Below are 22398 nucleotides of genomic sequence, written 5' to 3'. Positions count from 1 at the left end.
TGTGAAAGTAGGTAATCGTCAGGCTCCCCAGCAGCAACAGAAACCCCACCCCCAAACGGTGGGGTTTCTGCGTTTACGGCGATAAAACCCGGCGTCGCCGTTGACATCCAGCTGGCCAGACAACGCGTCTCAGTAACACCCGTATTGGCAGCGCGGCACGAGGCGACGCATACATCGTCGCCTCATAACAACCCAGCTGTCGCTATTCTTGCGACAAGAACCGCTGCGCCAACTGGACCCAGTACGTCGACCCGATTGGGAGCAGATCATCGTTGAAGTCGTAGCTCGCGTTATGCAGCATGCACGGCCCGGCTCCATGGCCGGAATCTCGATGGCCGCCGTCGCCATTGCCCAGAAATGCATAACAGCCTGGCTTCGCCAGCAGCATGAAAGAGAAATCTTCCGCGCCCATCGTCGGTTCAACTGCGTCGTCGACGTTTTCTGGTCCGACAATCTCCCTCATGACTGCTGCCGCAAAGCGCGCCTCCTCGCTACTGTTGATGGTCGGCGGATAGTTACGGTGAAAATGGATGTCGACGGAGCACTCATAGGCATCGGCGGTGTTTTCGGCGATCTTACGCATGCGCGCTTCGATCAAATCGAGTGTTTCAGTCGTGAAAGTTCGCACAGTGCCAGCGATCCACGCGTCGTTTGGGATGACATTGACGGCGTCGCCGGCGTGAATCTGGGTGATCGACAGCACCGCTGTATCGAGCGGCTTCTTGTTGCGCGTGATGATGCCCTGCAAACCGTTCGCAATCTGCACTGCCGTAAATACCGGGTCGCGGCCATTGTGCGGTAGCGCCGCGTGCGACCCTACACCTTTGATTTCAATGCGAAATTCGTTGCTTGATGCCATGATCGGACCTTCGGTCACGCCGAAGTGGCCCGCCGGCATGCCCGGCCAGTTATGAATGCCGAACACGGCGTCGACCGGAAATCTGGTGAACAGGCCATCGTCGATCATCGCCTGTGCGCCAGCGCCGCCTTCCTCGGCGGGTTGGAAAATGAACACGATTGTGCCGTCGAATTCGCCGTGCTTTGCCAGATGCCGCGCCGCACCGAGCAGCATTGCCGTATGTCCGTCATGACCGCACGCGTGCATTTTGCCGTCGTTCTGCGAGCGGTGATCGAAGCTGTTCAGTTCCTGAATCGGCAACGCGTCCATGTCAGCTCGCAGACCAATTGCGCGCGAACGGTTGCCGCGTTTCAATATGCCGACTACGCCTGTTTTGCCCAGCCCGCGGTGAGTTTCAATACCCCAGGATTCAAGGCTTTTGGCAACCAGATCCGCCGTTGCGGTCTCTTCGTAACGAAGTTCCGGGTGGGCATGAATCGTTCGTCGGAGGGTCTGAATTTCGCCGTGAGCGGCCTGGATTTCGGGAATCAGTTTCATGATGGAGTGTTGATGCGCTTGTGCTCTGCTTTGCGTGGGATCGCTCGGGGCGCCTTCGCCCGGGCACGGTGATAACCGATTTTACGCCGAAGCATTTTCGGCGGCACCGTACCGGCGAGGTGGCCGCGGCCGTAAAATTCGAGACTACTTCCACACCGCTCTAGTGAATCAATCGCCTATGAATGCTCCGACCGAATTCGCCCGCGCGGTGTGTCCGCACGACTGCCCAGATACTTGCGCGATACGTGTGACCGTCGAAGGCGGTCGGGCGATCAAGGTCGCCGGCGATCCCGATCATCCGCCGACCCAAGGCGCACTGTGCACCAAAGTCAGCCGCTATGCCGAGCGCGTGCATCATCCCCGTCGGTTGACGACGCCGATGAAGCGCGTCGGCCGCAAGGGTGAAGGCCGCTTCGAACCGATCAGTTGGGACGAGGCGTTCGAGTTGGCTGCGCTGCGTCTGTCGGGGATCGCCGGCCGCGCACCCGAAGCTATCCTGCCGTACAGCTACGCGGGCACGATGGGTTTGGTCCAGGGGGACAGCATTGCGCAACGGTTTTTCCACAAGCTCGGCGCGTCGCAGTTGGACCGTACGATTTGCGCGGCCGCCGGCGCAGCAGGGCTGAAATACACCTACGGGGCAAGTCTCGGCATGCACACCGAGTTTTTCGCCGAGAGTGAGCTCATCCTGATCTGGGGCTCGAATCCGATCGCGTCGAATCTGCATTTCTGGACGCGCGCACAGGAAGCCAAGCGCCGCGGTGCGCGCCTGATCGCAATCGATCCGTACCGCTCGTTGACGGCGGAAAAGTGCCATCAGCACATCGCGATAAAACCGGGCACCGACGGCGCTTTCGCGCTCGGCATGATGAACGTGCTCATCACGGAGGACCTGCTCGATCACGCCTACATCGCGGATCACACCTTGGGTTTTTCCGAACTGAAGACCCGTGCGCTCAGCTATCCGCCGTCTCGCGTCGCCGAGATTTGCGGCGTCGACGAGCAGGTGATCGTCGAGCTTGCGCGCCTCTACGGCAGCACGAAGAAGGCCGCGATCCGGATGAACTATGGCTTGCAAAGGGTGCGTGGCGGCGGTAACGCGGTGCGCGCCATCGCTTGCCTGCCGTCGCTCACGGGCGCGTGGCGCGAGCGGGCGGGCGGGGTGTTGCTCTCATCGGCGGGATGGGCGCCAGTCGATTCGCACGCGTTGCAGCGTCCGGACCTGATGCCAGGCTGGCCCGCCAAAGTCTCGCGCGTCATCAATATGAACGCGATCGGCGACGCGTTGCTGCATCCCGGGGACGCCGCGTTCGGCCCCAAGATTGAAGCGATCATCGTCTACAACTCGAACCCGGTGGCGGTGGCGCCGGATTCGGAGCGGGTCGCGGCAGGCTTCGCGCGCGAAGATCTGTTCACGATCGTGCTGGAGCATTTTCAGACCGATACCGCGGACTACGCCGATCTGCTCCTGCCTGCTACGACGCAGCTCGAGCATCTCGACGTGCACAAGTCATACGGGCACACAGACGTAATGGTCAATCTGCCGGCCATTGCGCCGGTCGGCGGAGCACGCCCGAACACGGAGATTTTCCGCGGCTTGGCGCGTCACATGGGCCTGGACGAGCCGGCGCTGTATGACAGCGACGAAACGGTCGCGCAGGCGGCGTTCCGCTGGGACGATGCTGCGCTCGAAGGCGTCGACTGGGAATCGCTGAAGAAGATGGGCTGGGCAAAGCTGAACCTGCCAGACGCGCCGTTCGCCGAGGGCCGCTTTCGAACGCCGTCCGGTAAATGCGAGTTTTTCAGTGAGCGCCTTGCGCAACAGGGGCTGGATCCGCTGCCCGATTATTTACCACCCTACGAGTCCGCTGACAGTGCACCGGAACTTGCCGCACTTTATCCGCTGGCGATGATCTCGCCGCCCGCGCGCAACTTCCTGAACAGCACCTTCGTGAACATCGAAAGCTTGCGCTCGACGGAAGGCGAGCCGCACCTGGACATTCACCCGGCCGACGCACAGCAGCGAAGCATAGTCGACGGCGATCAGGTGCGCATTTTCAATGACCGCGGCTCGATGCAGGCGCGTGCCCGTGTCACCGACAAAGCGCGCGAAGGCCTCGTCGTCGGGCTGTCGATCTGGTGGAAGAAACTCGCGCCCGACGGCCGCAATGCCAACCAGGTTACCAGCCAGGCGCTCACCGATCTCGGCGCGTCGGCCACGTTCTACGATTGCCTCGTCGAGGTCGAACGCACCTGAAAAGGCTCGAAGAATCACGCCGCTATCGCCCACGACCGGTTCGAGGCTGGGGTCTAACCCGGCGGTTTTTCACGAATAGCAAAGGGGTCCGCATGCTACGATGTGTTTTTAGCACGACCATTCGAAAATAAAGAAGGAGACGCTGCATGGAAAAAATCTGGCTGAAATCCTATCCGCCCGGCATTCCGGCAGAGATCGATCCGACCCGTTATTCGTCCGTTGCCGAGCTGCTTGAAGAAGCCTTTCGCGAGCATCGCGCCAAACCGGCGTTCGTCTGCATGGGCAAAGAGATCAGTTATGGCGAGCTCGACACGCTCTCGAGCAAGCTGGGTGCGTGGTTTCAGTCGAAGGGTATGGCCCGCGGCGCGCGCATCGCGATCATGATGCCGAACGTGCTGCAATATCCGATCGCGATTGCTGCGATCTTGCGCGCGGGCTACGTGGTCGTGAACGTGAATCCGCTCTATACCCCGCGCGAACTCGAGCATCAGCTCAAGGACAGCGGCGCGGAAGCGATCATCCTGCTCGAAAACTTCGCCGTGACACTGCAGGCGGTTGTCCGAAATACGTCGGTCAAACACGTTGTTGTCGCCGCAATGGGCGATCTTATGGGTGTGAAGGGCGCACTTGTGAACTTCGTCGTGCGACGCGTGAAGAAGATGGTGCCGGCGTGGAGTCTGCCGGGACACGTCAAATTCAACGCGGCAATCGCAGAGGGCGGTCGTCAGAGCTTCAAGCCGGTCAAGCAAGGTCCGGACGACGTTGCGTTCCTGCAATACACGGGCGGCACGACCGGGGTGGCCAAGGGCGCGACGCTGCTGCATCGGAACTTGATTGCCAACGTGCTGCAGTCGGAGATCTGGCTCGATCCGGTGCGAGCGAACCGCAACGACATCGATCAATTCATCACCGTCGTCGCGTTGCCGCTCTATCACGTGTTCGCGTTGACGGTTTGCGGTCTGCTGACGATCCGCACAGGCGGTCTTGGCGTGCTGATTCCGAATCCGCGCGACATCCCCGGCATGATCAAGTCGCTGCAAGGCTATCCGATCACGACGATTCCTGCCGTCAACACGCTGTATAACGCGCTTCTGAACAGTCCGGACTTTCACAAACTCGACTTTTCGAAGCTGATCGCGGCCAATGGCGGCGGCATGGCGGTGCAGGAAGCGGTCGCCAAGCGCTGGTACGAGCATACGCATACGCCGATCATCGAAGGGTACGGTTTGTCGGAGACGTCGCCATGCGTGACCTGCAATCCGGTTACCGTCACCGAATACAGCGGCACGATCGGTTTGCCGCTGCCGTCGACCGAAATCTCGATTCGCGACGACGAAGGCAATGAAGTGCAGCTCGGCCAGCCGGGTGAAATTTGCATCCGCGGCCCCCAGGTGATGGCGGGGTACTGGAACCGGCCGGACGAAACGGCCAAGGTCATGACGCCGGATGGCTTCTTCAAATCGGGCGACGTCGGCTTGATGAACGAAGGCGGCTTCGTCAAGATTGTCGATCGCAAGAAGGACATGATACTGGTGTCCGGATTCAACGTTTATCCGAACGAAATCGAGGATGTGGTGGCGAAGCTGCCAGGCGTGTTCGAAGTCGCCGCGGTCGGCGTGCCGGATCAGCATTCGGGCGAAGCGGTGAAGCTGTTCGTCGTGAAGAAGGATCCGGCGCTCACCGATGCGGACATCTTCGCGTACTGCAAGCAGCAGTTGACCGGCTACAAGCGGCCGAAAATCGTCGAATTCCGCACGGAACTGCCCAAGAGCAATGTCGGCAAGATTCTGCGCCGGGAGCTGCGCGACGGCCGTGCCTAACAACACCGACGCAAACTAAGGCAGCTAAAGCAAAGCAACGCAGCGCAACTTAGAAAAGAGCCCGGCAGACTTTCGTCTGCCAGGCTTTTTTCTTTGAGCCGCTGCCTCGACACAAGCAAGCCAGCTGGCGCACATGCCATAAAAAAAGGCGCCCGAAGGCGCCTTTGAGGCAAACTGCTTTATTACGACTTATTAGAACTTGTGGCGGATACCGACGCGAGCTGCCAGCTGGTTCTGGTTCTGCGAACCCGTCAGGCCGTTGATGCCAGCATGGGCGTCCACCACAGTACCGCTCGTACTCAACGTCGAGCCCAGAGCGTGCTGGTACACACCAATAACGTAGACGTCGGTGCGCTTGGACAGGAAGTAGTCCACGCCGACCGAGCCTTGGTGGTATTGAGCACGCGATGCACCTGCGATGTCTGCGCCGCGGGTGTAGTCGTAGGCAGCGCCAACCAGCAACGCCGGGGTCAACTGATATTTGAAGTTGACTTCCGCGTTGTTGAACGTAGCCGATTGGCCCTTGAACGGCGATGCGTACGAAGCACCCAGGTTCGCGAAGCGGATGTTCGAGTACGTTGCACCGATCGTTGCTGCGCCGAACGTGTATGCGCCGCCTGCACCGATCACCTGGTACGTGTTAGCCGAAGCGAAGCCAGCGTAGACCGGCGACGACACGGCGAAATCCGGCCCCGTAGCCTTCACCGTGTTCGACGCGATCGTGCCGCCGTCGTTGAACAGGCCGCCCGAAGCTGCCGGCGTGCGTGCGTTCAAGTAGCCAACGCCCAAGACCAACGGACCGTTGTTGTAGCCAGCGCCCAGCGACCAGATCTGGTTGCCCGTGAAGTTACCTGCCTGGCCGCCGAAGCTGTAGGTGCCGCCGAACTTGAAGCCGTTGTAGTCGGCGCTCGTGTACTTGACCGTGTTGTTGGTACGGTACGCGTTGTTGAAGTTGTCGATGTCGCCCGGGTGAGCAGCGATGTAGCCGCCCCATTGGTCACCGGCTTCCAGCGGACCGACGTAGTCGACGACGGAGTCGTACTGACGACCCAGCGTGACCGTGCCGAACTGGCTCGACAGACCGACATAAGCTTGACGGCCGAACATCAGGCCGCCTTGACCCAGCTTGCCGTTGTTCACGTCAAAGCCGTTTTCCAACACGAAGATTGCCTTCAGACCGCCGCCCAGATCTTCCGCGCCGCGCAGGCCGAAACGCGAGCCTTGCAGAACGCCGCTGGACAGGTTGTACAGGTGCTTGCCACCCGCGTTGGTGTTGATGTTGAAGCCTTCGTCAACGATACCGTACAGGGTCACGCTGCTCTGAGCATGAGCGACGCCTGCAAATGCGCCCAATGCTGCGAGAGCGAGAAGCGACTTTTTCATCGAATGATCTCCAAGGATTGCGAATCTTTTGCTACGAATTTTTTGTACAAGGCGAATATTTATGTTGCGTTGAGGCCTTGCTGTCCAACTTCGCGAGAAGTTGCACGTAATGTAACAAAAGGCATACATGGCACAAAGAAAAAGGAGACGCCGAGGAAGGTTCCTGTTTCGTTTACGCAACATGGTCTAAAATCACAAATTGGCCGCCAAATTCGCTCGGGTACAAAGTCTTCGCGAGTCCGGTTTTGCGCCGCAAAGCCTTGTCGAGTGGACCTGTCAGCGTGGTGGGGCGGTTGTTGAATTACGGGAGTGCCGCATGTTTCTGGACGAATTGATCAGCGAATTTGATCGGGGTTTACGCTCGATGACGGGCGTATCGCGGATGAGCCGTCCGTTGCCGGTTCCGCAAGAATCGACGGCGGAGGCCGTGGAGCTTTCGCCGGCCGAACGCGCGCACTCGGCCGGCCTGATGCGGGTGAACCATGTCGGCGAGGTGTGCGCCCAGGCGCTTTATCAGGCTCAGAAGCTGGCGACGAAGTCGCCGTCTTTGCGCGCGGTTTTCAATCACGCGGCGATCGAGGAAGAGGACCATCTGGCGTGGACCGCAAAGCGCCTTCAGGCGCTCGATTCGCGTCCTAGTCTGTTGAACCCGCTTTGGTACACCGGCGCGTTGGCAATCGGCCTGGCAGCGGGCCGCCTGGGTGATCGCGTCAGTCTCGGCTTCATGGCGGAAACCGAGCGCCAGGTGGAGCAGCATCTGGATAGCCATCTGGATGAATTGCCCGCAGCCGATCTCGAGTCACGCGCGATCGTCGAACAGATGCGCGTGGACGAAGCAGAGCACGGTCGATCAGCGATGGACGCAGGCGGCGTCGAGTTGCCGTTGCCGGCGCGAGCGCTGATGCGCGCGGTGTCGAAGGTGATGACCCGCACGGCCTATTACATATAGGTTCAGCGCCTAAACGCGCACCATCATTTCGAAGTGGGACGGCTCACTACGCGCCGTCCGCCAGAATCGCCGAAAACGGCAGCAAACATCGTTCAATCCCGCCTGACAGTCTCTGACATTCCGCGCCTTTCCCCCGCACTTTTCACGTATCACCTTCACAAGTTGCACTAGTTCATTCATTTATAACGGTTTTCCGTTTTATGTCTGACGTGAGGGAGTCGTGCTAAGTCCTTGTTCTAACAAACAAATTTCGCTCGAAAAGCGCGCTTCTCCCTTGACCCCTGTTTAGCGTTACTCTAAAGTGGGAGACAGTGTGAGAAAGTGTATTTTTGTGTGATCTCACGGGCGGTTTCGGGTAGATTTTCATAGATCGGGCAGCCGGCGCTAAAGCGTCGTAAAAGGGGAGAGCGAAGTGTTCCAAGGGGCGTCGGCGCTGACGCTCGATGCGAAAGGGCGGATGTCGATTCCCTCTCGTTATCGGGATGCGCTGCAGACACAGGCAGAAGGCCGGGTGACGATCACCAAGCACCCGGACGGCTGCCTGTTGCTCTTTCCGCGTCCTGAATGGGAGATCTTTCGCGAGAAGGTCGGCAATCTGCCCATGAACGCAACCTGGTGGCGCCGCATTTTCCTTGGCAATGCAATGGACGTCGACATGGACGGCGCGGGGCGCGTGCTCGTGTCGCCGGAGTTGCGTATGGCGGGCTCGCTGGAAAAAGAAGTGACCCTGCTCGGCATGGGACGTCACTTCGAGTTGTGGGACGCACAAACTTACGCCGCGAAGGAACAGGCGGCGATCGCCGAGGGCATGCCCGAAGCGTTAAAGAATTTCACGTTCTGATCGCGGCATACATATATGGCACCTGCGATGGGAAGCGAATTGCAGCATCGCACGGTGCTGCTGGAAGAGGCGGTCAATGCGCTGGTGACGCGCGCGGACGGCGTTTATGTCGACGGCACCTTCGGGCGCGGCGGTCATAGCCGTCTGGTGTTGGAGCGGCTGAGCGAGTCGGGGCGTCTGATCGCATTCGACAAAGACCCGCTCGCCATCGCCACGGCGCAGCAGATTGCGGATCCGCGCTTTGGCATCGTGCACGAGAGTTTTGCTTCACTGCGAGACGCAATTGCGGAGCGCGGGGTAGGGCGGGTGTCGGGCGTTTTACTGGATCTGGGCGTGTCGTCGCCGCAAGTCGACGACCCGGAGCGGGGTTTCAGCTTCCGCGCCGACGGCCCGCTCGACATGCGGATGGACCCGACGCGCGGCGAGTCTGCCGCTGACTGGCTGGCGCGGGCCACGGTGCAGGAACTGACGGAGGTAATACGAGATTATGGGGAAGAACGGTTTGCTTTTCAGATTGCAAAGGCGCTTGTTGCTCGCCGGGCAGAGTCCGACCGTCTTGGGCCTCTCGTCAGCACGGGCGAGCTTGCCCAAATCGTGGCTAACGTCGTCAAAACCCGTGAGAAGGGCAAGGACCCGGCAACCCGCACCTTTCAAGCTATACGGATTCACATCAATCAAGAGCTTGCGGAGCTGCAAGTCGTTTTAGAAGCAGCGTTGTCGCTGTTGGAGCAAGGGGGGCGGCTGGTGGTCATCAGCTTTCATTCGCTCGAGGACCGGATCGTCAAACGATTCATGCAGGCGCACGCCAGTACGCCTGCGGTCGATCGCCGTCTGCCGATTCGCGCAGTCGATCTGCCGAGCCCTCCGCTCAAAATCATCGGCCGCGTGTTCGCAAGCGACGCTGAAGTCGCCGCGAATCCGCGCGCCCGTTCTGCCGTGATGCGCGTGGCGGAGCGGATTGCACCATGAATCGCCTCAATATCTTCCTGCTGATCATCGTGATGGGCTGCGCCTTGTCTGTCGTCAACGCGACCAATCAGCAGCGTCAGATCTTTATCCAGTTGCAGCGCGCTCAATCGCAGGAGCGTCAGTTGCAGCAGGACTATTCGCAGCTTCAATATCAGCAGAGCGCGTTGTCGAAGACCTCGCGCATCGAGCAGACCGCCACGGCTGCGCTGAAAATGCAGTCGGTGAGCACCGGCCGCACTCAATACCTGACGCTCGATCCGGGCGCCGCCAAGGCTGCAGACGCACCGATCCCGACTTCCGACCCGGCGTCGGCGCCGCTCACGACTCGTCGCGGAGGCCTGCGATGAGAAAATCGTCGGCTCGCAAGAGCGTGGCCTTCTCGGCGAATCCGATCCTGTCGGTGCGTCTGCCGATGTGGCGCTCGAGACTCGTCGTGTTCCTGCTGTTCATGGCGTTCGTCGCGCTGACCGCGCGCGCCTTCTGGATTCAGGGGCCGGGCAACGCTTTCTATCTGAAGCAGGGTGAGATCCGCTATCAGCGCCGGCTCGAACTGCCGGCCACGCGCGGCAAGATTCTCGACCGCAACGGTCTCGTGCTCGCCACGAGTCTGCCGGTGCGCGCTATCTGGGCGATTCCCGAATCGGTGCCGGACGATCTCGGCGCGGACAAGCTGACCGCGCTCGGCAAGCTGCTCGGCATGACCAATACGGAACTGCGCGCCAAGCTGTCGGAGGACAAGACCTTCGTCTACGTGAAGCGCCAGGTGCCGGTCGACGTCGCCGAGAAGGTCACCGCGCTCGACATTCCCGGCATTTATGCGCGCGACGAGTACAAGCGCTTCTATCCGGAAGGCGAGATCACGGCTCATCTGATCGGCTTTACGAATGTCGAAGACGAAGGCCAGGAGGGCGTCGAACTCGGCGACCAGAAGCTGCTGGCCGGCATGTCGGGCAGCCGTCGCGTGATCAAGGACCGGATCGGCCACATCATTGAAGATGTGGACGAACAGGTCGTGCCGCACAACGGCAAGGACGTCGACCTGTCGATCGACAGCAAGATCCAGTACATCGCCTATACGAACCTGAAAGCGGCTGTCGAGAAATTCAAGGCGAAAGCCGGCGCCGCGATGGTGATCGACGTGCGTACCGGCGAAGTGCTGGCGCTCGTCAATTACCCGACGTACAACCCGAACGACCGTTCGCACCTGACCGGCGATCAGTTGCGCAACCGTATCCTGACCGACACCTTCGAGCCGGGCTCGATCATGAAGCCGTTCACGGTGTCGCTCGCGCTCGATCTGCACCGCGTGTCGCCGACTACACTGGTAGATACGGGGCCGGGCCGCTTTGTGCTCGACGGCGCGCCGATCACCGACGACAGCGCGTTCGGCGTGCTGACGGTGGGCGGTGTGATCCAGAAGTCGAGCAACATCGGCGCGACGAAGATCGCAATGCAGCTCAAGCCCGAAGAGATGTGGAACATGTACACCAGCATCGGTCTCGGCCAGGCGCCGAAGGTCGGCTTTCCAGGCGCGGCGGCTGGCCGTCTGCGTCCGTGGAAGAGCTGGCGCCGGATCGAGCAGGCCACCATGTCGTACGGTTACGGCTTGTCGGTGTCGCTGTTCCAGCTGGGCCGCGCGTATACCGCGATCGCGCATGACGGCGAGATCATGCCGGTGTCGATTTTCCGCACGCCTGGCGATCAGCCGGCGACTGGGCCGCAAATCTTCGCGCCGACCACCGCGCGCGAAGTGCGAGCCATGCTCGAAACCGTGACGGCGCCGGGTGGCACGTCGCCGGATGCGGCCGTGCCGGGATATCGCGTAGGCGGCAAGAGCGGTACCGCGTACAAGCACGGCGCTCACGGCTACGACCATTCGAAGTACCGCGCGTCGTTCGTCGGCATGGCGCCGATGCCGAATCCGCGCATCGTCGTGGCCGTTTCGGTCGACGAGCCGACCGCGGGCAGCCACTTCGGCGGTCAGGTGTCGGGTCCGGTGTTTTCGGCGATCGTCGGCGATACGCTGCGCTCGCTGAATGTGCCGCCGGACATGCCGGTCAAGCAAATGGTGGTGTCGGACGATTCGGCACCTGCTGCGCCGAGCGCACCGCCCGCAGCCGCAACGGTGAAAAAACTCTCCACCAGCGGCGGCGCGAAGAAAATGACGATCGCCGCCAACTCGAAAAGCCATCCCGGAGTGGAGCGATGAGCGCGCTGCGTCAGACGCATCCGGCGCACCGGCAGATCGCCGATGCCTTGACCTGGCTGCACGCCCACGTGCGGCCAGAAGCGCATCTGCATGCCGACACGCGCTCGCTCGCCGCGGGCGATGCGTTTTTCGCTTACACGGTCGACGGCGCGGACAACCGCCCGTTCATTGGGGGCGCGATCGCGCGCGGCGCGGCGGCCGTGCTGGTTCAGCCGGAAGGTTTCAACGGCACGATCGATCCGGTGACGACGCTCGCCGTACCGGCGCTGAACGAACTGGCGGGCCCGATTGCGAGCGCCTGGTATAAGGATCCGAGCGACGCGATGCTGGCGATCGGCGTCACTGGCACTAACGGCAAGACCTCGTGCAGCCAATGGATCTCGGCGGCGCTGACCGCGCTCGGCACGCGCTGCGCGATCATCGGCACGCTCGGCACAGGTTTGCCGGGCCAACTCGTGCATACCGGCTTCACGACGCCCGACGCGCCGCAGCTTCAGCGCAGTCTCGCGCAGCTGCGCGACGCGGGCGCTCAAGCCGTGGCGATGGAGGTGTCGTCGCACGCGCTGCATCAAGGCCGCGCGAACGGCACCGCGTTCGATATCGCCGTGTTCACGAATCTCACGCAAGACCACCTTGACTATCACGGCACGTTCGAAGCCTACGAAACGGCGAAGGCGCGTCTGTTTGTGTGGCCTGAGCTGCGTGCCGCGGTGATCAACCGTGACGACGCGGCCGGCCGCCGCCTGCTCGCCGGCGCGAAAGACCAGGCGCGCACAATCGCCTACGGTCTCGACGAAGCGCTCGAAGACACGCCGCAAGCCGATGCGTGGCTCACGGCCTCGAACGTGCGCGCCACCGCCACCGGCACGGCGTTCCATCTGAGCACCTCGGATTGGGGCAGCGCCGAAGTCGAAGTGCAAACGCTCGGCGCATTCAACGTCAGCAATCTGCTCGGCGTGCTCGGCGCGCTGCTCGCCGCGGACGTCCCGTTCGACGCCGCGCTCGCCGAACTGGCGAAGCTCGAGCCGGTAAACGGCCGCATGCAGCGTCTGGGCGGCCGCTTGCAGAACGACGAACCGCTCGTCGTGATCGATTACGCGCACACGCCGGACGCGCTGGAAAAGACGCTGGAAGCACTGCGCCCGATGGCGCTTGCTCGTGGCGGCGAACTGATCTGCATGTTCGGCTGCGGCGGCGACCGCGACGCGACCAAACGTCCGCTGATGGGCGCGATTGCCGAGAGGCTCGCCGACGGGGTCGTCGTGACCAGCGACAACCCGCGCAGCGAAGATCCGCACGCGATCATCGAACAGATTGCTACCGGCATGAAAGACGCGTCGAAGGCGCGCTGTATCGAGGACCGCGCGAGCGCGATCCTGCAAGCGGTCCGCGGCGCCGCGCGCGAAGACGTCATCGTGCTGGCTGGTAAAGGGCACGAAGCAACACAGGAAATCATGGGTAAGAAACGCGCTTTCTCCGATCAGGACCACGCTCGCCTCGCGCTCGCGTCGCGTGCGACTCACACCCGCGGAGGTGGCGAATGACCCGGCGAGGTGTCGCGATGTTCTCGCTGAGCGAAGCCGCCGCGCTGATTCCCGGCGCCACCGTACTCGGAGACGGGAGCGTCGCGTTCGAGCGCGTGTCGACCGATAGCCGCAGCGCCGGTCCGGGCGATCTGTTCGTCGCGTTGAAGGGTGAGCGTTTCGATGCGCACGACTTCCTGCCGGATGTCGCGTCGCGCAACGTCACGGCCGCATTGGTCGCGCGCAGTCCCAGCGACTGGCGTATCCCCGCCTTGCACGTGGCCGATACCCGCGTTGCGTTGGGCGCGCTTGCACGCGGCTGGCGTCGCAGGTTCAGCGCGCCGCTCGTCGCGGTGACGGGCAGCAACGGCAAGACGACGGTCAAGGAAATGATCGCGGCGATTTTCGCCGCTGCGGTCGGCGCGGACGCTCGCCTCGCGACCGCGGGCAATTTCAATAACGACGTCGGCCTGCCGCTGACGCTGTTCCGCCTGAACGCCGCGCATCGACTGGCGGTGGTCGAGCTCGGCATGAACCATCCGGGTGAAACCTCGGTGCTCGCGAAGATCGCTGAGCCGACCGTCGCGGTCGTGAACAACGCGCAGCGCGAGCATCAGGAATTCATGGCGACGGTCGAAGCGGTCGCGCTTGAACACGCAAGCGTGATTCACGCGCTGTCCCCGGAAGGCGTTGCCGTGTTCCCGGCTGACGACGCCTACGCGAGCATCTGGAGCGTCGCCGCAACCGGCAACCGGATCTTCGATTTCGCGTTGAACTCGGATGACCGGACGACCGAGGCCGCGGTAACAGGCACGTTCGCCGGCAATCTTCTGAGCGTCGATACACCGGAAGGCCATATCGACGTCACGTTGCAGGTGCTCGGCAACCACAACGCCCACAACGCGCTGGCCGCGACCGCAGCGGCGCTTGCCGCAGGCGTTTCGCTCGACGCGATCAAGCGTGGCCTCGAATCGTTCGGCGCGGTGAAGGGCCGGTTGCAGGTGAAGCGCGCCGCGCTCGGCACGCTCGCCGGCGCAACCGTGATTGACGACACCTATAACGCGAACCCCGACTCGATGCGCGCCGCGATCGACGTGCTCGCGTCGCAAGCCTCGCCGCGCGTGCTGGTGATGGGCGATATGGGTGAAGTCGGCGATAGCGGTCCGGCGTTTCACCGCGAGATCGGTGCATACGCGAAAGAACGCGGTATCGACGCGCTGTACGCATTGGGCGACGCCTCGCGCGACGCCTGCGCCGCGTACGGCGCCAATGCGCATCACGTCGCCGATGTCGGCACGCTGATCGCGCAATTGCAGCAGGCCGGTTTCGGTTCCGCTGCAACGCTTCTCGTGAAAGGCTCGCGCTTCATGCAAATGGAGCGCGTGGTGGACGCCGTAACGAGTCCACAACCCAACGCAGCGGGCAATGCGCCCGCCGCACATTGAAATAGAAGGACCGAAGCATGCTACTGGCGCTGGCGCAATGGCTGCAGAATGACGCAAGCTTCTTGCGCGTGTTCAGTTATCTGACTTTCCGTGCGGTGATGGCAACCATCACCGCACTGCTGATCGGGCTCGTCTGTGGCCCGTGGGTGATTCGCAAGCTGACCGCGATGAAGGTCGGCCAGGCCGTGCGCAAGGACGGCCCGCAAACGCACCTCGTCAAATCCGGTACGCCGACCATGGGCGGCGTGCTGATTCTGCTCGGTATCGCCGTGGCGACGCTGTTGTGGGCCGATCTGACCAACCGCTTCATCTGGATCGTGATGCTCGTCACGTTCGGTTTCGGCGTGATCGGCTGGGTCGACGATTACCGCAAGGTGGTCTACAAGGATCCGCGCGGCATGTCGTCGCGTGAAAAGTATTTCTGGCAGTCGGTGATCGGTCTGTTTGCCGCTGTTTATCTGGCCTTCAGCGTGTCCGAAGCCAGCAATGTGCGTGTGTTCGACCTGTTCATGGCGTGGGTGCGCAGCGGCTTGTCAATGGGCTTGCCGGCGCGTGCCGACCTGATGCTGCCGTTCGTCAAATCGATCAGCTATCCGCTCGGCGTGTGGGGCTTCATCGTGCTGACGTATCTGGTGATCGTCGGCGCGAGCAATGCGGTGAATCTCACCGACGGTCTCGACGGCCTCGTGATCATGCCGGTCGTGCTGGTCGGCGCGTCGCTCGGCGTGTTCGCGTATGTGATGGGCAGTTCGGTCTACTCGAAGTACCTGCTGTTTCCGCATATCGCCGGCGCGGGCGAACTGCTGATTTTCTGCTCGGCGATGGGCGGAGCGGGGCTCGCGTTTCTGTGGTTCAACACGCACCCGGCGCAGATGTTCATGGGCGACGTCGGCGCGCTGGCGCTCGGCGGCGCGCTTGGCACGGTCGCGGTGATCGTGCGTCAGGAAATCGTGCTGTTCATCATGGGCGGCATTTTCGTCGCGGAGACGCTCTCCGTGATGTTGCAGGTTGCGTGGTTCAAGTTCACCAAGCGGCGTTTCGGCGAAGGGCGGCGGCTCTTCAAGATGGCGCCGCTGCATCACCATTTTGAATTGTCGGGTTGGAAGGAAACGCAGGTGGTCGTGCGTTTCTGGATCATCACGCTGATGTTGTGTCTGTTCGGTTTGTCCACGCTCAAGTTGCGTTAAGCGGTATTTAGGGGAAGCAGGCGATGTTTGGCGAGAAGTTTCGGGATCGGCAAAAGCCGATGGTGCTCGTGCTGGGACTGGGTGAATCCGGTCTCGCGATGGCGCGCTGGTGCGCGCGGCACGGCTGTCGGCTGCGTGTGGCCGATACGCGCGAGGTGCCGCCGAACCTGTCCGCGCTCGAAGCGCACGGCGTCGACGCCGATTTCGTCGGCGGCCCGTTTGCGCCGGTGCTGCTCGAAGGCGTTGAACTGCTTGCGATCAGCCCGGGGTTGTCGCCGCTCGCCGACGATCTGCTGCCGCTGATCACGGCGGCGCGTGAGCGGGACATTCCCGTGTGGGGCGAACTCGAGTTCTTTTCGCAAGCGCTGAAGACGCTCGGCGAGAGCGGCTACGCGCCGAAGGTGATCGCGATCACCGGCACCAACGGCAAGACCACCACGACGAGCCTGACCGGCCTGCTGTGCGAACGCGCTGGCAAGCGGGTCGCCGTGGCGGGCAACATCAGCCCGGCCGCGCTGGACAAGCTGACCGAAGCGATCGACAACACCGCGTTGCCCGACGTGTGGGTACTCGAGTTGTCCAGCTTCCAGCTGGAAACCGCGCACACGTTTAGTCCCGACGCCGCGGTCATTCTGAACATCACCCAGGATCACCTGGACTGGCACGGCGGCCTCGACGCGTATGCCGCTGCGAAGGGCCGAATCTTTGGTACACAAACCGTGCGCGTGCTGAATCGCGACGACACGCGCGTGATGGCGCTCGCGCCTTCTGCGGACAGCGACGCTGAGGTGATCACCTTCGGCGTCACCGAGCCGAAGAGCGACGGCGACTACGGTCTGCTGCGCGACAACGGCATCGTGTGGCTGGTCGAAGCGCACGATCGCGACGCGAGCGACGAGCCGCAGCCGAAGCGCCGTCGCAAGAACGAAACGGTCGCGCCGCCGAGCATCGCGCTCAAGCGTTTGATGCCCGCCGACGCCTTGCGGATTCGCGGTCTGCACAACGCCGCGAATGCGCTCGCCGCGTATGCGTTGGCGCGTGCGATCGGTCTGCCGGGCGCGCCGCTGCTGCACGGTCTGCGTGAATACCGCGGCGAGCCGCATCGGGTGGAGTTGATCGCATCGATCGAAGGCATCGATTACGTCGACGACAGCAAGGGCACGAATGTCGGCGCGACGGTTGCCGCGCTCGATGGCCTCGCGCAACGCGCCGTGCTGATCGCCGGCGGCGACGGCAAGGGCCAGGATTTCGAGCCGCTCGCCGAGCCGGTGACGCGCTGGTGCCGCGCCGTGATGCTGATCGGCCGCGACGCGCCGCAGATTCGTACCGCGCTCGAACATACCGGCATCGCGCTGAGCGATCACGCCACGCTCGAAGAAGCCACGCGCGCCGCAACGGCATTGGCGCAACCGGGCGACGCCGTGCTGCTGTCGCCGGCTTGCGCGAGTTTCGACATGTTCAAGGGTTACGCGCATCGTGCGGCGGTGTTCCGCAGCACGGTGGAAGACATCGCTGCCGAACGGGGGACGATGATATGAGCTGGTCGGAACGCTTCGGGTCGCGCCTCGCCGGGTCACGGGCCGGTCAAGGCGATGCAGGCAGTTCAGGCCACACGGGCCGCACGTCCGGCCGCACCGGCGGCAGCGGTCTCGCGAGCGCCGTCAACGGCGTGCGTCCGCTGCGCTCGCGGATGTTGGACTACGATCACTCGCTGCTGTGGGTGGTCGTCGCGTTGCTCGGCCTCGGTGTCGTGATGGTGTATTCGGCGTCGATCGCGATGCCCGATTCGCCGAAGTACGCGTCGTATCGCGATTACGCGTTCCTCGTGCGGCAGATCATTTTCGTGGTGATGGGCTCGGTGATCGGTGTCGTGTCGTTCCGCATCCCGATCTCGACGTGGGACAAATACGCGCCGAAGCTCTTCCTGATTTCGCTGGTCGCGCTGGTGATCGTGCTGATTCCGCATGTCGGCAAGGGCGTGAACGGCGCGCGCCGCTGGATTCCGCTCGGCATCACGAACATGCAGCCGTCGGAAATCATGAAGCTCGCCGTGACGATCTACGCAGCGAACTACACCGTGCGCAAACAGGAGTACATGCACAGTCTCGCCAAGGGCTTTTTGCCGATGGCGGTGGCGGTGGGGCTCGTCGGCGCGTTGCTGCTGCTCGAGCCGGATATGGGGGCGTTCATGGTGATCGCCGCGATCGCGATGGGCCTGCTGTTTCTGGGCGGCGTGAACGGCAAGCTGTTCGGCGGGCTCGTAGCGACGGCGGTGGGCACGTTCAGCTTGCTGGTGTGGGCATCGCCGTGGCGTCGAGAGCGGATCTTCGCCTACCTCGATCCGTGGGACGACCGTTACGCGCAAGGCAAGGCTTATCAATTGACGCACTCGCTGATCGCGTTCGGCCGCGGCGAGTGGTTCGGCGTGGGTCTCGGCGGCAGTGTAGAGAAGCTCAACTACCTGCCGGAGGCGCACACCGACTTCATCCTCGCGGTGATCGGCGAGGAGCTGGGTTTTGTCGGCGTGCTGGTGGTGATCCTGATGTTCTATTGGATCGTGCGCCGTTCATTCGAGATCGGCCGTCAGGCGCTCGCACTCGACCGCACGTTTGCGGGCTTGGTGGCGAAGGGCGTCGGCATCTGGTTCGGCGCGCAGACCTTCATCAACATGGGTGTGAATCTCGGCCTGCTGCCGACCAAGGGTCTCACATTGCCGCTCGTCAGCTACGGCGGCTCGGGCATCGTGCTGAACTGCGTCGCGGTGGCGGTGCTGATGCGGGTGGATTATGAAAATCGTGTGTTGATGCGTGGGGGGAAGGTATGACCCCCGCGCAGCAACACACGATTTCGGCGAAGGCTAACTTCGTGCGCAGCGCGCGCGAAGTTAAGCGCAGCGGCCGGAGCCAAAACGCGTCGTTGTCATTCGTGTTGATGCGTGGGGGGAAGGTATGACCGCTCTGCCGCAACGCACGCTGATGGTGATGGCCGGCGGCACCGGGGGACACGTGTTCCCGGGGCTCGCGGTCGCGCACCTGATGCAGGCGTGGGGTTGGAAGGTGGTCTGGCTCGGCAACCCCGCAGGCATGGAAGCGACGCTGGTACCGAAACACGGCATCCCGATGGAATACGTGCGCTTCGGCGGTCTGCGCGGCAAGGGCATGAAGACCAAGCTGATGCTGCCGCTGAATCTGCTGCGCGCCTGTATGCAGAGCCTGAGCGTGCTGCGTCGCGTGAAGCCCGACGTCGTGCTCGGCATGGGCGGTTACATCACGTTTCCGGCGGGCCTGATGACCGCGTTGAGCGGCTGCCCGCTCGTACTGCATGAACAGAATTCGATTGCGGGTCTCGCGAACAAGGTGCTCGCGAAACTCGCCAAACGCGTGCTGGTTGCGTTCCCGAACGCGCTGCCGCACGGCGAGTGGACCGGAAACCCGATTCGTGCGGAACTTGCGCGCGCAATCGCACCCAAAGCACGCTACGCGCAGCGCAGCGGTCCGCTGAATGTGCTGGTGGTGGGCGGCAGTCTGGGCGCGGCGGCATTGAACGAAGTGGTGCCGCGAGCGGTTGCTCGGCTCGCGCCGAACGAACGTCCGCGCATCGTGCATCAGGCGGGCGCGAAGCATATCGACGCGCTGCGCGAGCACTATGCGTCGGCCGGTTTGCAAACCGGTACCGACGTGCAGCTCGTGCCGTTCATCGACGACATGGCGAGCGCTTACGCGAACGCGGATCTGGTGATCTGCCGTTCGGGCGCGATGACGGTGTCGGAGATTTCAGCGGTGGGCGTGGCGGCGTTCTTCGTGCCATTCCCGTTTGCAGTAGACGATCACCAAACAACAAATGCAGCGTTCCTCGCCGACCACGGCGCGGCGCTGCTCGTGCAGCAACGCGATTTGTCGGCGGAAACGCTCGCCGACTGGTTGCGCAGCCAGACGCGAGAGACCCTCGCGGAGATGGCGGAGCGTTCGCGCTCGCTCGCGAAACCCGACGCCACGGAACAGGTTGCGCAGATTTGCGCGACCGTGGCGGGTTGGACCCCGAGCCCGAGCCTGGAAGGAAAGCAATGAAACACATCGTCAAACACATTCACTTTGTCGGCATCGGCGGTGTCGGCATGAGCGGCATCGCAGAGGTGCTGGTCAATCTCGGCTATCAGGTGAGCGGCTCGGATCTCGCGAGCAACCCGGTCACCGATCGCCTCGCCGCGCTCGGCGCGCGGACCGCTATTGGCCACGCAGCCGAGAACATCGAAGGCGCGAACGCGGTGGTCGTCTCGACCGCGGTGCGCAGCGACAACCCGGAGGTGCTGGCCGCGCGCCATCGACGGATTCCGATCGTGCCGCGCGCCGTAATGCTCGCGGAACTGATGCGCCTGAAGCAAGGCATCGCGATTGCCGGCACGCACGGCAAGACTACGACCACCTCGCTGGTGGCGAGCGTGCTGGCGGCCGGCGGCCTCGATCCGACTTTCGTGATCGGCGGCCGCCTGATCAGCGCGGGCGCGAATGCGCGGCTCGGTACGGGCGACTTCATTGTCGCCGAAGCGGACGAGTCGGATGCATCGTTCCTGAACTTGTTCCCGGTGATCGAAGTCATCACGAACATCGACGCCGATCACATGGACACCTACGGCCACGACTTCGCGCGGCTCAAGCAGGCGTTCATCGAATTCACGCACCGCCTGCCGTTCTACGGAATCGCGGTGCTGTGCGTCGATGATCCGAACGTGAAGGAAATCCTGCCGTTCGTGTCGAAGCCGATCATCCGCTACGGCTTCGCGCCGGATGCGCAAGTGCGCGCGGTCAACGTCGAAGCGCGCGGCGGCAAGATGCATTTCACGGCAATGCGCGAAGACGCTCCGCCGATCGACATCGTGCTGAACCTGCCGGGCGAGCACAACGTGCAGAACGCCTTGGCCGCCATTGCCATTGCGACTGAACTTGAAGTGAAAGATGCCGATATCCAGCGAGCGCTGGCGGATTTCAACGGCGTGGGCCGGCGCTTCCAGCGCTACGGCGAAGTGCCGGTCGTGTCGGAAGGCAAGGCCGCCGGCGCGTACACGCTGGTCGACGACTACGGCCACCACCCGGTCGAAATGGCGGCCACGGTGGCGGCGGCGCGCGGCGCGTTTCCGGGGCGGCGTCTGGTGCTGGCGTTCCAGCCACACCGTTTTACGCGCACGCGCGATTGCTTCGAAGATTTTGTGAAGGTGCTGTCGACGGTCGATGCACTCGTGCTGACCGAAGTCTATTCGGCCGGCGAAGCGCCGATCGTCGCGGCGGACGGCCGCGCGTTGGCGCGGGCGTTGCGCGTGGCGGGCAAGGTCGAGCCGGTGTTTGTCGATACGGTGGATGAAGTGCCGGATGCGCTCTCGGCAGTAGTGCGCGACGGCGATGTGGTGATCACGATGGGCGCAGGTTCGATCGGCGGTGTGCCGGTTCGCCTTGCGCAAGAAACGAAGGTGTGAGATGAGCGGTATCGACCCCAAACATTTCGGCAAGGTGGCAGTGCTGCTCGGTGGCGATTCCGCCGAGCGTGAGGTGTCGCTCAATTCCGGGCGGCTCGTGCTGCAAGGTCTGCGCGACGCCGGTATCGACGCGCATCCGTTCGACCCGGCCGAGCGTCCGCTCGCCGCGTTGAAGGATGAAGGCTTCGTGCGAGCGTTCAATGCGCTGCATGGCGGCTATGGCGAAAACGGCCAGATCCAGGGCGCGCTCGATTTTTACGGCATCCGCTACACGGGGAGCGGCGTGCTCGGTTCGGCGCTCGGTCTGGACAAATTCCGCACCAAGCTCGTGTGGCAGCAACTCGGTATTCCGACACCGCCGTTCGAAGCCGTGCTGCGTGGCGACGACTACGACGCGCGTGCGAAAGACATCGTCGCGAAACTTGGCTTGCCGCTCTTCGTGAAGCCGGCGAGTGAAGGTTCGAGCGTCGCGGTCATCAAGGTGAAGAGCGTCGATGCACTGCCCGCGGCGCTGATCGAAGCGGTCAAGTACGACAGGATCGTCGTGGTCGAAAAGAGCATCGAAGGCGGCGGCGAGTACACCGCGTGCATCGCCGGCGATCTCGATCTGCCGGTGATCCGTATCGTGCCGGCCGGCGAGTTCTACGACTACCACGCGAAGTACATCGCCAACGACACGCAGTACCTGATTCCTTGCGGTCTCGCGTCGGACGAGGAGCAGCGTTTGAAGGCACTGGCGCGCCGCGCATTCGACGTGCTCGGCTGCACCGATTGGGGGCGCGCCGATTTCATGCTGGACGCGGACGGCAACCCGTATTTCCTCGAAGTGAACACAGCGCCCGGCATGACCGATCACTCACTGCCGCCGAAGGCAGCGCGTGCGGTGGGCATCAGCTATCAGGAACTGGTTGTCGGCGTGTTGGCGCTGACGCTTAAGGACTAACCGGGGCGA

General features: G+C 62.8%; 17 protein-coding genes. 15 read left to right on the top strand and 2 right to left on the bottom strand.

Annotated elements, in window-relative coordinates:
- Window positions 1–202: 202 nt before the first annotated feature.
- Entirely contained in the window at window positions 203–1396 is a 1194-nt protein-coding gene (locus DLM46_RS02810) for a M20 aminoacylase family protein (RefSeq protein WP_115099216.1), read from the bottom strand.
- 178 nt (window positions 1397–1574) lie between these two features.
- On the opposite strand from DLM46_RS02810, the gene DLM46_RS02805 reads away from it, so the two are divergent.
- Window positions 1575–3653, top strand: a complete 2079-nt coding sequence (locus tag DLM46_RS02805; protein WP_115099214.1) for a molybdopterin-containing oxidoreductase family protein — start codon at window positions 1575–1577, stop codon at window positions 3651–3653.
- A gap of 146 nt (window positions 3654–3799) precedes the next feature.
- The gene (locus DLM46_RS02800; RefSeq protein WP_115099213.1) at window positions 3800–5473 is read left to right on the top strand and encodes a long-chain fatty acid--CoA ligase; all 1674 of its coding nucleotides are present in this window, start codon (window positions 3800–3802) and stop codon (window positions 5471–5473) included.
- A 192-nt stretch (window positions 5474–5665) separates the two neighbouring features.
- Here the strand turns inward: DLM46_RS02800 and DLM46_RS02795 are convergent, their stop codons facing one another.
- Window positions 5666–6856: a porin gene (locus tag DLM46_RS02795; RefSeq protein ID WP_115099212.1), complete on the bottom strand. Its 1191-nt coding sequence runs from the start codon at window positions 6854–6856 to the stop codon at window positions 5666–5668.
- Window positions 6857–7172: 316 nt separating this feature from the next.
- Between DLM46_RS02795 and coq7 the strand changes: the two genes are divergently transcribed.
- From coq7 to DLM46_RS02730, 13 genes are all read left to right on the top strand, one after another.
- Window positions 7173–7805, top strand: coding sequence for a 2-polyprenyl-3-methyl-6-methoxy-1,4-benzoquinone monooxygenase (coq7, locus tag DLM46_RS02790; protein WP_115099211.1), 633 nt, complete (start codon window positions 7173–7175; stop codon window positions 7803–7805).
- A 412-nt stretch (window positions 7806–8217) separates the two neighbouring features.
- Window positions 8218–8646 carry a division/cell wall cluster transcriptional repressor MraZ gene (gene mraZ / locus DLM46_RS02785; RefSeq protein WP_073431291.1) on the top strand — a complete coding sequence of 143 codons (429 nt, stop codon included), beginning with the start codon at window positions 8218–8220 and terminating at the stop codon, window positions 8644–8646.
- Between the two features lie 15 nt (window positions 8647–8661).
- On the top strand, window positions 8662–9615 hold the full coding sequence (rsmH, locus tag DLM46_RS02780; protein WP_115099210.1) for a 16S rRNA (cytosine(1402)-N(4))-methyltransferase RsmH: 954 nt from the start codon (window positions 8662–8664) through the stop codon (window positions 9613–9615).
- Window positions 9612–9962 (top strand): cell division protein FtsL, encoded by a 351-nt coding sequence (gene ftsL / locus DLM46_RS02775; RefSeq protein WP_115099209.1) that lies wholly within the window; start codon window positions 9612–9614, stop codon window positions 9960–9962. Before rsmH ends, ftsL begins: the two co-directional genes overlap by 4 nt.
- Window positions 9959–11824 carry a peptidoglycan D,D-transpeptidase FtsI family protein gene (locus tag DLM46_RS02770; RefSeq protein WP_115099208.1) on the top strand — a complete coding sequence of 622 codons (1866 nt, stop codon included), beginning with the start codon at window positions 9959–9961 and terminating at the stop codon, window positions 11822–11824. The genes ftsL and DLM46_RS02770 overlap by 4 nt, the downstream gene beginning before the upstream one ends.
- Entirely contained in the window at window positions 11821–13368 is a 1548-nt protein-coding gene (locus DLM46_RS02765) for a UDP-N-acetylmuramoyl-L-alanyl-D-glutamate--2,6-diaminopimelate ligase (RefSeq protein WP_115099207.1), read from the top strand. Before DLM46_RS02770 ends, DLM46_RS02765 begins: the two co-directional genes overlap by 4 nt.
- A complete protein-coding gene (locus DLM46_RS02760) occupies window positions 13365–14792 on the top strand; it encodes a UDP-N-acetylmuramoyl-tripeptide--D-alanyl-D-alanine ligase (protein WP_115099205.1) in 1428 nt (475 codons plus the stop codon). The genes DLM46_RS02765 and DLM46_RS02760 overlap by 4 nt, the downstream gene beginning before the upstream one ends.
- Window positions 14793–14809: 17 nt before the next feature.
- On the top strand, window positions 14810–15979 hold the full coding sequence (gene mraY, locus DLM46_RS02755; RefSeq protein WP_115099203.1) for a phospho-N-acetylmuramoyl-pentapeptide-transferase: 1170 nt from the start codon (window positions 14810–14812) through the stop codon (window positions 15977–15979).
- 23 nt (window positions 15980–16002) lie between these two features.
- Window positions 16003–17517, top strand: coding sequence for a UDP-N-acetylmuramoyl-L-alanine--D-glutamate ligase (murD, locus tag DLM46_RS02750; protein WP_115099201.1), 1515 nt, complete (start codon window positions 16003–16005; stop codon window positions 17515–17517).
- Window positions 17514–18803, top strand: a complete 1290-nt coding sequence (gene ftsW, locus DLM46_RS02745) for a putative lipid II flippase FtsW (RefSeq protein WP_115099200.1) — start codon at window positions 17514–17516, stop codon at window positions 18801–18803. The genes murD and ftsW overlap by 4 nt, the downstream gene beginning before the upstream one ends.
- A gap of 124 nt (window positions 18804–18927) precedes the next feature.
- Complete coding sequence (gene murG, locus DLM46_RS02740; RefSeq protein WP_115099198.1) at window positions 18928–20046, top strand: undecaprenyldiphospho-muramoylpentapeptide beta-N-acetylglucosaminyltransferase; 1119 nt, start codon at window positions 18928–18930, stop codon at window positions 20044–20046.
- Window positions 20043–21446: a UDP-N-acetylmuramate--L-alanine ligase gene (gene murC / locus DLM46_RS02735; protein WP_115099196.1), complete on the top strand. Its 1404-nt coding sequence runs from the start codon at window positions 20043–20045 to the stop codon at window positions 21444–21446. Before murG ends, murC begins: the two co-directional genes overlap by 4 nt.
- A gap of 1 nt (window position 21447) precedes the next feature.
- Window positions 21448–22389 (top strand): D-alanine--D-alanine ligase, encoded by a 942-nt coding sequence (locus tag DLM46_RS02730; RefSeq protein ID WP_115099194.1) that lies wholly within the window; start codon window positions 21448–21450, stop codon window positions 22387–22389.
- The last annotated feature ends 9 nt before the right edge of the window (window positions 22390–22398 follow it).

Source organism: Paraburkholderia lacunae, from assembly GCF_003353175.1.
Taxonomy (GTDB): domain Bacteria; phylum Pseudomonadota; class Gammaproteobacteria; order Burkholderiales; family Burkholderiaceae; genus Paraburkholderia; species Paraburkholderia lacunae.
This window is presented reverse-complemented; position numbering and strand designations above follow the sequence as displayed.

Coding starts and splice junctions, on each gene's coding strand:
- DLM46_RS02810 (WP_115099216.1), bottom strand. CDS start 1,396: ATGAAACTGATTCCCGAAATCCAGGCCGCTCACGGCGAAATTCAGACC.
- DLM46_RS02805 (WP_115099214.1), top strand. CDS start 1,575: ATGAATGCTCCGACCGAATTCGCCCGCGCGGTGTGTCCGCACGACTGC.
- DLM46_RS02800 (WP_115099213.1), top strand. CDS start 3,800: ATGGAAAAAATCTGGCTGAAATCCTATCCGCCCGGCATTCCGGCAGAG.
- DLM46_RS02795 (WP_115099212.1), bottom strand. CDS start 6,856: ATGAAAAAGTCGCTTCTCGCTCTCGCAGCATTGGGCGCATTTGCAGGC.
- coq7 (WP_115099211.1), top strand. CDS start 7,173: ATGTTTCTGGACGAATTGATCAGCGAATTTGATCGGGGTTTACGCTCG.
- rsmH (WP_115099210.1), top strand. CDS start 8,662: ATGGCACCTGCGATGGGAAGCGAATTGCAGCATCGCACGGTGCTGCTG.
- ftsL (WP_115099209.1), top strand. CDS start 9,612: ATGAATCGCCTCAATATCTTCCTGCTGATCATCGTGATGGGCTGCGCC.
- DLM46_RS02770 (WP_115099208.1), top strand. CDS start 9,959: ATGAGAAAATCGTCGGCTCGCAAGAGCGTGGCCTTCTCGGCGAATCCG.
- DLM46_RS02765 (WP_115099207.1), top strand. CDS start 11,821: ATGAGCGCGCTGCGTCAGACGCATCCGGCGCACCGGCAGATCGCCGAT.
- DLM46_RS02760 (WP_115099205.1), top strand. CDS start 13,365: ATGACCCGGCGAGGTGTCGCGATGTTCTCGCTGAGCGAAGCCGCCGCG.
- mraY (WP_115099203.1), top strand. CDS start 14,810: ATGCTACTGGCGCTGGCGCAATGGCTGCAGAATGACGCAAGCTTCTTG.
- murD (WP_115099201.1), top strand. CDS start 16,003: ATGTTTGGCGAGAAGTTTCGGGATCGGCAAAAGCCGATGGTGCTCGTG.
- ftsW (WP_115099200.1), top strand. CDS start 17,514: ATGAGCTGGTCGGAACGCTTCGGGTCGCGCCTCGCCGGGTCACGGGCC.
- murG (WP_115099198.1), top strand. CDS start 18,928: ATGACCGCTCTGCCGCAACGCACGCTGATGGTGATGGCCGGCGGCACC.
- murC (WP_115099196.1), top strand. CDS start 20,043: ATGAAACACATCGTCAAACACATTCACTTTGTCGGCATCGGCGGTGTC.
- DLM46_RS02730 (WP_115099194.1), top strand. CDS start 21,448: ATGAGCGGTATCGACCCCAAACATTTCGGCAAGGTGGCAGTGCTGCTC.